Origin of the sequence: Microbacterium sp. 77mftsu3.1, from assembly GCF_900100525.1 — a bacterium.
GTDB lineage: Bacteria > Actinomycetota > Actinomycetes > Actinomycetales > Microbacteriaceae > Microbacterium > Microbacterium aquilitoris.
In genome coordinates this window covers 313,277-326,722 of sequence record NZ_FNCR01000002.1, presented here as the reverse complement: position 1 = coordinate 326,722, position 13,446 = coordinate 313,277, and the positions used below count along the sequence as shown (strand labels likewise).

General features: G+C 71.6%; 11 protein-coding genes. 6 read left to right on the top strand and 5 right to left on the bottom strand.

The genetic code is table 11. The annotated features are described in order from the left end of the window. The first annotated feature begins 6 nt into the window (after positions 1-6). From nirB to BLR68_RS06560, 5 genes are read left to right on the top strand one after another with little or no spacing between them, the layout of a single operon-like run. On the top strand, positions 7-2,583 hold the full coding sequence (nirB, locus tag BLR68_RS06580) for a nitrite reductase large subunit NirB (RefSeq protein ID WP_176770673.1): 2,577 nt from the start codon (positions 7-9) through the stop codon (positions 2,581-2,583). Next, on the top strand, positions 2,580-2,960 hold the full coding sequence (nirD, locus tag BLR68_RS06575) for a nitrite reductase small subunit NirD (protein ID WP_018187633.1): 381 nt from the start codon (positions 2,580-2,582) through the stop codon (positions 2,958-2,960). The genes nirB and nirD overlap by 4 nt, the downstream gene beginning before the upstream one ends. Next, on the top strand, positions 2,957-4,195 hold the full coding sequence (cobA, locus tag BLR68_RS06570) for a uroporphyrinogen-III C-methyltransferase (protein WP_018187634.1): 1,239 nt from the start codon (positions 2,957-2,959) through the stop codon (positions 4,193-4,195). The genes nirD and cobA overlap by 4 nt, the downstream gene beginning before the upstream one ends. Beyond that, entirely contained in the window at positions 4,192-5,340 is a 1,149-nt protein-coding gene (locus BLR68_RS06565) for a uroporphyrinogen-III synthase (RefSeq protein ID WP_018187635.1), read from the top strand. The genes cobA and BLR68_RS06565 overlap by 4 nt, the downstream gene beginning before the upstream one ends. Beyond that, the gene (locus BLR68_RS06560) at positions 5,337-6,032 is read left to right on the top strand and encodes a sirohydrochlorin chelatase (RefSeq protein ID WP_018187636.1); all 696 of its coding nucleotides are present in this window, start codon (positions 5,337-5,339) and stop codon (positions 6,030-6,032) included. Before BLR68_RS06565 ends, BLR68_RS06560 begins: the two co-directional genes overlap by 4 nt. A 7-nt stretch (positions 6,033-6,039) precedes the next feature. Here BLR68_RS06560 and BLR68_RS06555 read toward each other — a convergent pair whose 3' ends face one another. From BLR68_RS06555 to BLR68_RS06545, 3 genes are all read right to left on the bottom strand, one after another. Next, positions 6,040-6,915, bottom strand: coding sequence for an EamA family transporter (locus tag BLR68_RS06555; RefSeq protein WP_018187637.1), 876 nt, complete (start codon positions 6,913-6,915; stop codon positions 6,040-6,042). Further along, on the bottom strand, positions 6,912-8,141 hold the full coding sequence (locus tag BLR68_RS06550) for a serine hydrolase domain-containing protein (RefSeq protein ID WP_018187638.1): 1,230 nt from the start codon (positions 8,139-8,141) through the stop codon (positions 6,912-6,914). Before BLR68_RS06550 ends, BLR68_RS06555 begins: the two co-directional genes overlap by 4 nt. A gap of 117 nt (positions 8,142-8,258) precedes the next feature. Further along, a complete protein-coding gene (locus BLR68_RS06545; RefSeq protein ID WP_018187639.1) occupies positions 8,259-9,653 on the bottom strand; it encodes an ATP-dependent DNA helicase in 1,395 nt (464 codons plus the stop codon). A 35-nt stretch (positions 9,654-9,688) separates the two neighbouring features. Between BLR68_RS06545 and BLR68_RS06540 the strand changes: the two genes are divergently transcribed. Further along, on the top strand, positions 9,689-10,816 hold the full coding sequence (locus BLR68_RS06540) for a hypothetical protein (protein ID WP_018187640.1): 1,128 nt from the start codon (positions 9,689-9,691) through the stop codon (positions 10,814-10,816). Positions 10,817-10,822: 6 nt separating this feature from the next. Here the strand turns inward: BLR68_RS06540 and BLR68_RS06535 are convergent, their stop codons facing one another. Further along, positions 10,823-12,814 (bottom strand): bifunctional copper resistance protein CopD/cytochrome c oxidase assembly protein, encoded by a 1,992-nt coding sequence (locus BLR68_RS06535; protein WP_018187641.1) that lies wholly within the window; start codon positions 12,812-12,814, stop codon positions 10,823-10,825. 82 nt (positions 12,815-12,896) lie between these two features. Next, complete coding sequence (locus tag BLR68_RS06530) at positions 12,897-13,175, bottom strand: HU family DNA-binding protein (RefSeq protein WP_018187642.1); 279 nt, start codon at positions 13,173-13,175, stop codon at positions 12,897-12,899. Positions 13,176-13,446 lie beyond the last annotated feature (271 nt).

Genomic DNA, 13,446 nt, shown 5'->3' with positions numbered 1-13,446 from the left:
CGCGACATGAGCTCCACCGGCCCCACCCCGCCCCACGTGGTCGTGGTGGGTGCCGGGATGGTCGCCCATCGTTTCGTCGAGAGCCTGCTCAGCCGCACCGACGAGGCGTGGCGGGTCACCGTGATCGGCGAGGAGCCGCGGCATCCGTACGACCGCGTCGGTCTCACCTCGTTCTTCGCCGGCGCGTCCGCCGAGGACCTCGAACTCGACGCGTCGCCCCTGGCCGACGAGCGCGTGCGCTTCGTCCGGGGCGCGACCGTCACCCGCATCGACCGGGGCATCGCCGAGGTCGTCACCGACCGCGGCGAGCGCATCGGCTACGACCGGCTGGTCTTGGCGACCGGGTCGTACGCCGCCCGGCTCGCGGTGGACGGCTACGACCACGAGGGATGCTTCGTCTACCGCACCCTCGACGACGTCGAGGCGCTGGAGCGCTTCGTCGAGCGCCGGTCGGCCGAGCTCGGACGCCGGCTCACCGGAACCGTCATCGGCGGCGGGCTCCTCGGACTCGAAGCAGCCGGCGCACTGCAGGGCCTCGATGTCGACTGCACCGTCGTCCAGTCCTCGGACCGCCTCATGTCGGCGCAGCTCGACCTGCCCGCCGGCGACGCCTTGCGTCGGCTCATCGAGCAGCGCGGGATCGGCGTGCGGACCTCGGCGCTGACGACGCGGCTCGATGCCGACCGCAGCGGTCAGGTGATCGGCCTCGAGTTCCGCGACGGCTCGTGGGAGCGCACCGACGTCGTCGTGTTCACCGTCGGTGTCCGTCCCCGCGACGAGCTCGCCCGCGCCGCCGGGCTCGCGGTCGATCCGCGCGGCGGAGTCGTCATCGACGGCGGCTGCGACACGTCCGACCCGCGCATCCTCGCGATCGGTGAGGTGGCGAGCTTCGGCGGCCAGTGCGTCGGGCTCGTCGCCCCCGGCTATGCCATGGCCGAGGTGGCGGCTGCGCGGCTGCTCGGACTCGAGGCGTCCTTCGCGGGCTTCGACGTCTCGACCAAGCTCAAGCTCTCGGGTGTCGACGTCGCCAGCTTCGGCGACGCGTTCGCCGAGACGCCCGGCGCACTCGACGTGGTCTACGCCGACCCGATCGCCGGGGTCTACAAGAAGCTGGTCCTCTCGGACGACGCGAAGACGCTGCTCGGCGGCATCCTGGTCGGCGACGCGTCGGCCTACGGTTCGCTCCGCCCCCTCGTCGGCGGCGCGCTCGGCGGCGATCCGGTCGCGTACCTCATGCCGCAGGACGGCGTCGCCGCCCCGACGGGCGAGCTGCCCGATGAGGCGCTGGTGTGCTCCTGCAACAGCGTCACGGCCGGCGGAATCCGCTCGGCCGTCCACGACGAGGGCTGCACGGACGTGAAGGCGATCAAGGCCTGCACGAAGGCGGGGGCGGCCTGCGGATCGTGCGTGGGCATGATCACGAAGCTCCTCGGCAGCGAGCTCGCGAAGACCGGCGCCCCCCTCAGCAGTGCGCTCTGCGAGCACTTCGCGATGTCGCGCCGTCAGCTCTTCGACGCCGTGCGCGTCTCGGGGCTGTCGACCTTCAGCGCGGTCATCGAGCGGTTCGGCACCGGGCGCGGCTGCGACATTTGCAAGCCCGTGCTCGCCAGCATCCTGTCGACCCTCACCGGTCGGCACGTGCTCGACGGCGAGAACGCGACGCTGCAGGACACGAACGACCACGTCATGGCGAACATGCAGAAGGACGGCAGCTACTCGGTCGTCCCCCGCATCGCCGGCGGCGAGATCACCCCCGAGGGCCTCGTCGTGATCGGGCAGGTGGCGCAGGACTTCGGGCTGTACACGAAGATCACCGGCGGGCAACGGATCGACATGTTCGGTGCGCGCCTCGAGCAGCTGCCCGAGATCTGGAAGCGCCTCGTCGACGCGGGTTTCGAGTCGGGCCACGCCTACGGCAAGTCCCTGCGCACCGTGAAGTCCTGCGTCGGCTCGACCTGGTGCCGGTACGGCGTGCAGGATGCCGTGGGCATGGCCGTCCAGCTGGAGTTGCGGTACCGGGGGCTGCGGTCACCGCACAAGATCAAGCTCGGTGTCTCGGGGTGCGCGCGCGAATGCGCCGAGGCCCGCGGCAAGGACGTCGGCGTCATCGCGACCGAGGCGGGCTGGAACATGTACGTCGGCGGCAACGGCGGTTTCACGCCCCGCCACGCGGTGCTGCTGGTGGAAGGCCTCGACGACGCCGGGCTGCTGCAGGCAATCGACCGCTTCCTCATGTACTACGTCTTCACCGCCGACCGGCTGCAGCGCACGGCCCCCTGGTTCGAGGACCTCGAGGGCGGCATCGACGAGCTGCGCCGGGTGATCTTCGACGACTCGCTCGGGATCTGCGCCGACCTGGATGCCGCGATGGCCCGGCACGTCGAGAACTACGAGGACGAGTGGAAGGCGACCCTCGACGACCCCGAGAAGCTCCGCCGGTTCGCCTCGTTCGTCAACGCACCCACGACTCCCGACCCGTCGCTGGCGTACACCGCCGAGCGCGGCCAGGCGCGCCCCGCGACGCCCGAGGACCGCGACGCCGGTGTGCTCATCGCCGGGACGACACTGGAGGTGCGGCGGTGACGACGGTGACGCACGACACGGATGCCGCGGCCCCACCCGCGGGCTGGACGGCGATCTGCGCGGTGACCGACCTCGAGACCGAGCGCGGTCGGGCCGCCCTCCTCGGCGCCACGCAGATCGCGCTGTTCCTCACCCACGCCGGCCGCGTGCACGCCGTGCAGAACCTCGACCCCTACAGCGGCGCGCATGTCATCTCGCGCGGCATCGTCGGCACCCGCGGGGACGTCCCCACGGTCGCGTCGCCCATGTACAAGCAGGTGTTCGACCTTCGTACGGGCGTCTGCCTCGAGACGAACGGCAAAGAGCAGCACACCCTGCGCGTATGGCCCGCCGCCGTCGCGGACGGCATCGTCTACCTGCGGGGGGAGCAGTCATGACCACCATGCTCGGGCTCACCTTCTCGGGCCGCAGCGTCGTCTTCGTCGGCGGCGGCGCCGTCGCCGGGCGTCGCGTCGGACGATTCCTCGACGAGGGCGCGCTCGTGACCGTCGTCGCTCCCGCGCTGGGCGACGCGATGCGCGCGCACGTCGATGCCGGCAGGGTCGCGTGGATCGCGCGCACCGCCCGTGAGAGCGACGTCGCCGAGGCGTGGTTCGTGCACGCGGCGACGGCCCAGGCATCCGTCGATGCGACGGTCGCGGCGTGGTGCGAGGCGGCTCGCGTGTTCTGCGTGAACGCGTCGGACGGCGCTCACGGGACGGCGAGGCTCACCGCCGAGACCCGCTCGGGGGATGTCATCGTCGCGGTCGCCTCCGACGCCGGCGTCGACCCGCGCCGATCCGCCCGGCTGCGTGACGCGATCGGGGCGGCCCTGCGCGACGGGATGCTGCCGCTCCGTCGCCGCCGGAAGGCCGCCGGGCGCGTGGACCTCGTCGGCGGAGGTCCCGGCCCCGCCGACCTCATGACCGTCCGCGGTCGACGCCTGCTCGCCGAGGCAGACGTCGTGATCGCGGACCGGCTCGGGCCCACCGACATCCTGGGCGAGCTCGACCCCGACGTCGAGGTGATCGACGTCGGCAAGGCGCCCGGAAACCACCCGGTTCCGCAGGAGGAGATCAACGCCCTCCTCGTCGCCCACGCCAAGGCCGGCAAGCGCGTCGTGCGCCTGAAGGGCGGCGACCCGTTCGTCTTCGGGCGCGGCGGCGAGGAGGTCACGGCGTGCCTGGCCGCGGGCGTGCCCGTCGAGGTCGTGCCGGGGCTGACGAGCGTCGTCTCGGTCCCCCAAGCCGCCGGCATCCCGGTCACCCACCGCGGGACCGCCGCGGGACTCCACGTGACGATCGGCCAAGGTCCCGTCACCCCCGCCACCCGCGCCGCGCTCGCGGACGACACGATCACGACGGTCGTGCTCATGGGGGTCGCCGCCCTGCCGAAGCTCGTGGCCGCCGCCCTCGCCGCCGGCGCCCATGCGGATCGGCCCGTCGCGATCGTCGAACGCGGCCACACGCCCACCCAGCGGACCACCCGCACGACCCTCGCCGCCGCGGTGACGGATGCCGCGGCCGCGGGAGTGAGCAATCCCGCCGTCATCGTGGTGGGCGACGTCGCCGCCGCAGGGCTCCTGCTGCCCGCGCCGCCCGTCGCCGCGGGGAAGGGGGAACCGCCTCGGTGACGACCGTCCGCCCCGCCCTCTCGGCCGCGCTCGGCGGCTGCACGATCGTCATCGCCGTCGATCGTCGGTCCGCCGAGCTCGCGTCCGCACTGGAGCGGCACGGGGCGACGGTGCGGCACGCCCCCGCGCTGACGATCGAGTCGCACATCGACGATGACGCGCTCATCGGCGCGACGCGCGCGCTGATCGATGATCCGCCGGACATCGTCGTCGCCACCACCGGTGTCGGATTCCGCGGCTGGATGGAGGCCGCCGACGAGGCCGGGCTCCAGGGCGCACTCCACGCCGCCCTGGCGGGTGCGCAGATCGTCGCGCGCGGACCGAAGGCACGCGGGGCGATCCAGCAGGCCGGTCTCACCGCGGACTGGGTGGCTGAGTCCGAGACCTCCGAGGAACTCGGGGCGTTCCTGCTGGCAGAGGGCGTCGCCGGTCGCCGCGTCGCCGTGCAGCACCACGGGTCGGGAGCAGACGGGCTCGATGAGCTCTTCTCGGCCGCAGGCGCCGACGTCGTCAGCCTGACGGTCTACCGCTGGGGGCCACCGCCCGACGCGGCCGCCGTCGCGCGCTCGGTCATCCAGACCGCGCAGGGCGACGTGGACGCCGTCCTCTTCACCTCCGCGCCCGGCGCCGCGGAGTGGCTCGCGACCGCCCGTCGCGAAGGCGCGCTCGAGGCGATCGTCCGCCGGTCGACGGCGGGCACGCTCCTGCTCGCCGCGGTCGGGCCGATCACCGCGGGTCCGCTCGTCGACGCCGGCGCAGCTCCGCTCATCGCCGAGCGGGGCCGCCTCGGCTCCCTCGTGCGCGCCGTCGTCACCCACTTCGGGGGTGGCGGCGCGCCTGCCCTGGAGACCACCGCCGGGCGACTCGAGCTGCGCAGCGGCGCCGCTGTCCTGGGCGGCGCGCTCCTCACCCTGTCACCCACGTCCGCCGCCATCCTCGCCCTGCTCTTCGCCGCGCGAGGCGGTGTCGTTTCGCGCGGCGAGCTCGCCGCAGCCCTCCCCCGGTCGGGAACCGGCGACAGCACCCACGCCGTCGACGTGGCGATCGCGCGCACGCGGGAAGCCCTCGGCATCCCGACCCTCATCCGCACCGTCGTCAAACGCGGGTACCGCCTCGATGTCGTCACCCCGGGAGAGACACCATGACACCCGTCCTCATCGCCTGCTCGCACGGCACCAGCTCGCTCGACGGTCGCGCCGCCATCTCCGACCTCGTCGAGAACGTGCGCCTGCTCCTTCCGGGCGTAGCAGTGGAGGAGGCGTTCGTCGACGTGCAGCAGCCCGAGATCGACGACGTCGTCCGCGCCACCGCCCCGCGCGACGCGATCGTCGTCCCCCTCCTCCTGTCGACCGGCTTTCACACCAAGGTCGACATCGCCCGCGCGGTGACGGATGCCGGGCACCGCGCGACCGCGACCGCCGCGCTCGGTCCGCATCCCCTTCTGGCCGACCTGCTCGCGACGCGGCTCCGCGAGGTCGGCCTCGCACCGGGCGATGCGGTGGTGCTCGCCGCCGCGGGGTCGAGCGATCCGGCGGCATCCGTCGACGTCGCCGCGATGGCCGATCTGCTGCGGGAACGCGTCGCCGCGCCGGTGTCCGTGGGCTTCGCCGCGGGCGGAGGGACGCGCATCGACGCAGCCGTCTCTGCGGCCCGGGACGCCGGAGCCCGCCGCGTCGTGGCCGCGAGCTATGTCCTCGCCCCCGGCTTCTTCGCCGACGTCATCGCCCGGGCCGGCGCCGACGCCGTCACGACCCCGTTGGCACCCGACGCGGCCGTCGCCGCCGTCGTGGTCGAGCGCTACCTCGCCGCCGTCCGCGCTCCCGTCGACGTGGCCTGAACGGGTTTCAGCCGATCGGCTCGGCGACGTCCTCGACACCACGACCCGCGGAGCGGACCGCGCCGACCGAGGCGACGATGACGAGCGCGATGCCCACGAGTTCGAGCGCGGTGAGGTGCTGCCCGAGCAGGAGGAAGCCCGCGAGTGCGGCCGTCGCGGGGGCGAGCGCCATGAGGATCGCGAACGCGGCCGCGGGAAGGCGCCGGAGCGCGATGAGCTCGAGGGCGTAGGGGATCGTCGACGACAGCAACGCGACGGCGGCCCCGAGCGCGACGAGGTCGAGGCGCAGGAGCGCCGACCCTGCGTCCACGATGCCGAACGGCAGCGAGACCACCGCCCCGACGGCCATCGCGAAGGCGAGTCCGTCGAGCTTCGGGAACGCCGCGCCGACCTTGGCCGACGCGAGGATGTAGAGCGCCCAGGTGACCGCCGCCCCGAGAGCGAACACGACACCGAGCAGGTCGAGGCGGTCGAACCCGCCGCCGCCGAGCGCGAGCACGCCGACGAGCGCGAGCCCCGCCCAGATCCACGCCGAGGCCCGCCGGCTCGCGATGATCGACAGAGTGAGCGGCCCCAGCACCTCGATCGTCACCGTCACCCCGAGGGGGAGCCGTTCGAGGGCGAGGTAGAAGAACCCGTTCATCACGGCCAAGGCGAGACCGAGTTGGATGACGCCCACCCACGCCGCGCGCGTCCGTCCCCGCCACGATGGGCGGGCGATGAGACCGAGGATGAGGGCAGAGAAGACCAGCCGCAGCATCACCATGCCGAGCGGGCCGACCTGAGGGAACAGCACGACGGCGAGAGAGGCACCCACCTCTTGGCAGCACAGACCCACGACGACCAGCCCGATGGCGGTCGTCGACGTGCTGCGCGCGTTCACCCGCCGCAGATGGCGTAACCGGCGAGCTCCTCGCCGAGGCTCTCGACCGTCCACGGCAGGCCGACCTCGGGCGCCGTGCGGCCGTCGGCGGCCGGCGCCTTCGACGCGAGTGCCGCGAGCTGCCACGCGAGCAGGCGCGCGACGTTCGACGACGCCCGTGAGTCGTTCAGCACGACGACCACCGACATGCCGGTCTGGCGGTCGGCGAAGGCGGCCACCATGTAACCGGGGAGCGAGCCGTACTGCCCGACGAGGCTGCCGCCCTGATAGGCGCCGCCCTTCGCCGTGAACCAGGTGGGCAGGCTGTCGCTGATGGGCGGGGCGCCCTCGAACCGCTGGTCGGTGTCGTAGGGGCGCGCGCCGACGGCGAGAGCCCGGACGTAGGTCGACAGGTCCGACACGGTCGAGACCGCGCCCGCGGCGGACGAGCCCACGCTCGAGGTCAGATCCGTCATGTCGAGCGGAGCCTCGCAGTTCGGCTTGCCGTCCTCACCCGAGTCGAGGTACGACCCCTTGAGGCGGTCGCCGCCGCCGATGCCCATCGGCACCGACGTCGAGCCCATGCCGAGCGGCTGGAAGACGTACTCGTCGTACAGCTCGTCGAGGGACTGCCCCGACGCGCGCTCGAGGACGAGGCCGAGGAGCACGTAGCCGGTGTCGGACTCGCCGAAACGCGCTCCGGGCGCGAACGACGCCGGCTGCCCGAGGCCGTAGGCGACGAGCTCGCGCGGGTTCCAGACGCGCTCGGGCACCTTGAGCACACGCGAGAAGATCTCGTTCAGGTAGCCGTGGATGCCGCTGGTGCTGTCGCAGAGCTGGGCCAGCGTGACCGTGCTCTCACCGGGGTACGAGTCGAGCCACTTCCCGATGGTGTCGTCGAGCTTGACCGTGCCCTTCTCGACGAGGGCGTAGAGCAGGTCGCACGTCATCGGACGGGTCGCGTTGACCGCTTTGAACGTCATCGACGGGTCGACCTTGGGCCCTCCGACGCCGGAGGTGCCGACGCCCGCGGTCCACTCGCCCGACCAGGGCACCGAGACCGAGACGATCGCGCCGCTGGCGCCGATCGAGGTCATGGCCGCCTGCGTGAGCTCCTGCATCTGCGTCGTCAGATCGGACGGCAGAGCACCGTCGACCTGGTCCACGCCGATGTCGACCCGGTCGGGTTCGGGAGCGCAGGCGCCGAGACCGATCGCGAGGCCGAGCGCCGTCACTGCAGCGAGCACTCGCCTCGACACACGTCCTGCCACGCGCAGATCACCCCCGGTTTTCGTCTCAATGATTACAGCACACCCGCTCGCCCCCTCCGCTCGCGCACGTCGCACGGCGACGGATGCCGCCTGTCAGCCCGCGTTCTGCGCCGCCCGCACCCCGGCCATGAAGCGCCGCACGTCCCGGTCGACCAGGATGTCGGCGGGGCGCAGCGGGCGCGAGAGGTAGAGCCCGTCGAGCGTCGTGAGCCGCGACAGCGCGACGTAGGTCTGCCCCGGGGCGAACGCACCGTTGCCGAGGTCGATGATCGCCCGGTCGTAGGTCTTGCCCTGCGACTTGTGGATCGTGACCGCCCACGCCAGCCGCAACGGGAACTGCGTGTACTCCGCCACGATCTCGCGGGTCAGCTTGCGCGTGCCGGGATCGTACGCGTAGCGGAACTTCTCCCACACCGTCGGCTCGACGTCGTGCTCCTCGCCGTCGAGCTCGACGCGGACGGTGCCGCCCGCGATGCGCGTGACGGTGCCGATCGATCCGTTCACCCAGCGCGGGCCGTCGCCGCCGAAGCCGCCGATGTCGTTGCGCAGGAACATCACCTGAGCGCCCACCTTGAGCTGCAGCTCCTGGTCGGCGGGGTACGACGCGTCGCCGCGGCCGAAGTCGCCGCTGATCTCGGCCCGAGCCGTCTGCGCGGGGCCCGGCAGGGCGTCGAGGTGACGCTGGTTGATGCGCGACACGATGTCGTTGCGGGTGGCCAGGGTGATGATCGGCACCTCATCGGCTGCCGGCTCCGGCGGCTTCCGCGCACCGGCCGCGTTCAGCGCGCCTGCGATGTCGGCGGTCACGATCCCGTGGCGCACCGCGTTCAGCATCGTCTTGAACGCGTCGTCGGACTGGCGGTGGATGTTGCGGAGCTCGGCGATGTGCAGCGGAGCGCCGACCCGCCCGAGGTCGAGCAGACCGTCGGAGCGGATGGCACCGGCATCCGCTCGAGGACCCGCCCACACCTGTGCGTCGAAGAACCAGAACGAGCGGTAGTGGTCCTGGATGTAGCGCAGCTCGTCGCCGCGGGGCGGCACCGGCGAGAGCTGGTACGGGTCGCCGAACATGACGACCTGCACGCCGCCGAACGGCTCGGCGCGCTTGCGTCGCGCCTGGCGGAGCGAGCGGTCGATCGCGTCCATGACGTCGGCATTGACCATCGACACCTCGTCGATGATGAGCGTGTCGATCGCGTTCAGGATCTTGCGGGTCGCCTCGGTCTGTTCGATCTCGCTGTCGGCGATGAGCCCGATCGGCAGCTTGAACAGCGAATGGATCGTCTGGCCCTCGACGTTGAGGGCGGCGACGCCGGTCGGCGCGCAGACGGCGATCTGCTTGCTCGTGTTCCACGACAAATGCTGGAGGAGCGTGGACTTGCCGGTCCCGGCGCGTCCCGTCACGAACACGTGCTCGCGGGTGTCCTCGATCAGACGGAAGAGCGCGTCCTGTTCAGGAGACAGGGGCGGCGTGCTCACCGGAACCATGCTAGCTACCAGCGGGGCTTTCCTAGACTGGGCACGTGGAACACGACGGTACCGACCAGACAGCGGATGCCGCTGCGCCGGACGCCACCGTCGTCGCGACCCGCACGGCCACCGTCGCGGGGCCCCGACGCCGACGCAAGCTCGCGATCGACCTGACGGTGCTGGGGGTCGTCGGCATCCTGCTCGTCGGCGCGATCGGTGCGAGTTCCGCCGTGCTCTACCGACAGCTCTACAGCCCGACCGCGTTCGTCCTGGACTACCTGCACCTGCTCGCCGACGGACGCGCGACCGACGCGCTCCTCGTCCCCGGCGTCTCGACGACGTCGTCGACCCTCGCCGCGGCGAAGCTGCCCGCCGACGCGAGCGGTGCCCTGCTGCGCAGCAACACCCTGACGCCGCTGTCCGACGTCGAGCCGGTCTCCGAGACGACGGATGCCGACGGCACGACGACGGTCACCGTGTCGTACCGGGTGGGCGGCCACGCCGGCACGACGACGTTCGAGGTGGAGCGCGACGAGGACGAGAGCGGTCTCCTCCCCCGGTGGCGTTTCGCGCAGAGCCCGCTCGCGGTCATCGAGCTCGCGGTGCGCGGCTCGATGCAGTTCGAGGTGAACGGCTTCTCGATCGACAAGCGCCAGGTCTCGCCCGACGGCAGCGACGCCGACCCCCTCGAACCGATCCCGCTGCTCGCCTTCTCGCCCGGGCTGTACTCCATCACCGTCGACACGGCCGCCACGACGAGCCCCGGCGTCGCCGTCCTCTCGGACACGCCCCTCGCCGAGATCCCCGTGTCGTTCCAGGCGGAGCCGACCGAGAAGTTCATCGGTGTCGTGCAGCAGGAGGTGGACGACTTCCTCGCGCAGTGCGCGACGCAGAAGGTCCTCCAGCCCACGGGGTGCCCGTTCGGCTACTACGTGCGCAACCGCATCGTCGAGCCCCCGACGTGGAAGATCGAGGAGAACCCCGTCGTGACCCTCGAGCCCGACGGTGCCGGCTGGGCGATCACCCGCACGCAGGCGGTCGCGAAGATCGACGTGCAGATCCGCTCGATCTTCGACGGCTCGGTCTACGACGTGAACGAGCTCGTGCCGTTCTTCCTCACCGGCAAGATCACGATCCTCCCCGACGGCACGGCGTCCATCGCGGTCTCGGCCGCCGACTGAGCGCGGTCAGCGCGCCGCTTCGCGCCGGGCATCCCGTTCATCGCGGGCGGCGATCTCCGCGAGTCGCGCGTTGTAGGCCTCGAGCTCCGCATCGCCGCTGCGATCGGCCTGACGGTCGCTGCTGCGCTGACGGCGCTCGTCCGAGCGGCTCCACTGCACGGCGACGACGATCGCGAGGATGAGCGTCGGGATCTCGCCGATGGACCACGCGATGCCGCCGCCCATGTACTGGTCGGCGAGCGGATCGAGCCCCCACGGGCGGGCCATCGACCCGAACCATTCCGCGACGAACAGGCCAGACGACATCATGATCGAGATGCCGAAGAACGCGTGCATCGCCATGACGCCGATGAGGGTCAGCAGGCGACCGGCGTGAGGCAGCCGGTACGGGATGGGATCGATGCCGACGAGCGACATCACGAAGAGGTAGCCGACCGTCAGGAAGTGCAGCACCATCCACTCGTGCCCGAGGTGGTCGTAAAGCGTCCACCGGAAGATGTCGGTGTAGTAGAACGCCCAGAGCGACACGATGAACAGCGCTGCGGCCACGAGCGGGTGCGTGATCACCTTGGCGTACGGGCTGTGGATGGCCCAGAGGATCCATTCGCGACCGCCGCGCGTGCCGTCGTCCCGCTTGCGGATCGCGCGCGAGGCGAGCGTGATGGGGGCTCCGAAGACGAGGCACATCGGGATCGCCATCGACAGCAGCATGTGGCCCACCATGTGCATGCTGAACAGGTAGTCCTGGTAGGCGTTCACGGGACCGCAGGTGACGTAGAAGAGGAGCACCAGGCCGGTGATCCAGAGCACCGTGCGGCCGACCGGCCAACGGTCGCCGCGGCGGGCGAGGCGGCGGACGCCCGCGAGGTAGAAGAACAGTCCGAAGCCGACGGCGAACGCCCAGATCAGGTCGACGTCCCACGCCGTGAAGAAGCGGTCGATGGTGAGCTCGGGCGGAAGGGCCGAGCCCGTCAGCACCTCGGCCGGCGTGCGATCGAGCGGCAGCGTGGTGTCGACGGGCGGCGGCGTGAGTGACAGGGCGACGGCGGCGCCGGAGGCGATCCCCATGAACACGACCTCGAGGAGGACGAGCGTCCAGAAGCGGGCCGCGACGGCGGTGTCACGGATGCCGGCGATCAACCGACGCCGGTAGACGGCACCCAGGACGCCCATGGCCAGCAGCGCGACGACCTTCACGATGAGGATCGCGCCGTAGGCCGAGAAGAGGTTCTGGAACGAGAGGATGCCGATGGCCGCCCGCGCGATGCCCGACAGGGTCACGACGACGAAGGCGGCGAGGGCGATGCTCGAGTAGCGCTGCAGGACGTCGGCGAGCCGGTCGCGCGTCAGCAACGGGCGCAGGAGGATCAGCAGGAGCAGCCCGCCCAGCCACGCCGCCGCGGCGATGATGTGAAGCGCGAGCGAGGTGACCGCGATGTTGTGGTTCGCCTCGCTGCCGGTGTGCCCGGCCGTCGCCATCGGCACCATGGCGGCGATCGCGAGCACGGCGACGAGGAGGGTGGGCAGCCACCCGCGGACGGCGAAGGCCAGCACGGTGAGGACCGCTCCGGCGACGGTCGTCATGAGCCACGCACGACCGGGATCGGTGTCGACGAGGAAGCGACCGAGCTGCTCGCCGAACGCGGCGTCGGCGCTCGGCCGCGCGGGGATCACCTTGAGGAACGTCAGGTACCCGGTGACACCGCTCGCGACGGTGAGGATCGCGGCGCCGGCAGAGGCGGCGTCCAGGGCGAAGTCGAACTCCTTCGACCCGGCGACCAGCGAGAAGAGAGCCAGGACGAGTGAGCCGACGAGCACAGCAGCCGACAGGTTGACCGTGAGCTCGGTGACCGGCAGCACCCAGCGGACGACGGGGCCGGGATCGCCGATGACGAGGGGCGTCGCGCCGCCGCCGTAGGCCAGACCCAGCAGGAGCGTGATCAGACCGGCGCCTGCGAGGATCGCGGGCCCGGCGAAGCGGAGAGCACGCGGATTCACCCTGCAAGCCTACGCGCGGGCAGGTGGGGGAACGCCGAAGGGGGATGCCTCGCGGCATCCCCCTTCGTACGACTGCAGCGTCTTACTTGACGGCAGCCTTCAGCTTCGAGCCGGCGCTGACCTTGACGCGCTTGCCGGCGGGGATGTTGATCTCGGCACCCGTCTGCGGGTTGCGGCCGGTGCGAGCGGAGGTCTCGACCTGCTCGAACGCGATCCAGCCCGGGATCGAGACCTTCTCGCCCTTGGCGACAGCCTCGGACACGGACGCGAACAGGCCGTCGACGACGCGCGAGACGGTGGCCTGGCTCTCGCCGGTGGCGCTGGCGATGCTGGCGACGAGTTCGGTCTTGGTGATGGCCATGGTGCTCCTCCAGACGGCGGATCGCCGTCTTCAGTTACTCGGACCGACGGGGTGACCGCCGGTTGGTCGTTGCGACCGGTCCCGAATATACCCACGAACCCCGTGATTCCGCGGATTTTCGGTCATCTGGGCCGTAATCGGACGGCGTGTCGCGTGTCGGATGTGACTTTTGAGGCGAATGAGGCCGTTTCGGCCGGATTCCGCGGAATTCCGCGGAGGGGGTTGCTTTTCGGGCCGTGTGTGCGTGTGCGTCCGCCTGTTGCCGGATACG

Bases quoted from the DNA above. Each gene is read 5' to 3' on its own strand.
- BLR68_RS06545 (WP_018187639.1), bottom strand. From the start codon at position 9,653: ATGGTTCCGGTGAGCACGCCGCCCCTGTCTCCTGAACAGGACGCGCTC.
- BLR68_RS06560 (WP_018187636.1), top strand. From the start codon at position 5,337: ATGACACCCGTCCTCATCGCCTGCTCGCACGGCACCAGCTCGCTCGAC.
- cobA (WP_018187634.1), top strand. From the start codon at position 2,957: ATGACCACCATGCTCGGGCTCACCTTCTCGGGCCGCAGCGTCGTCTTC.
- nirB (WP_176770673.1), top strand. From the start codon at position 7: ATGAGCTCCACCGGCCCCACCCCGCCCCACGTGGTCGTGGTGGGTGCC.
- BLR68_RS06530 (WP_018187642.1), bottom strand. From the start codon at position 13,175: ATGGCCATCACCAAGACCGAACTCGTCGCCAGCATCGCCAGCGCCACC.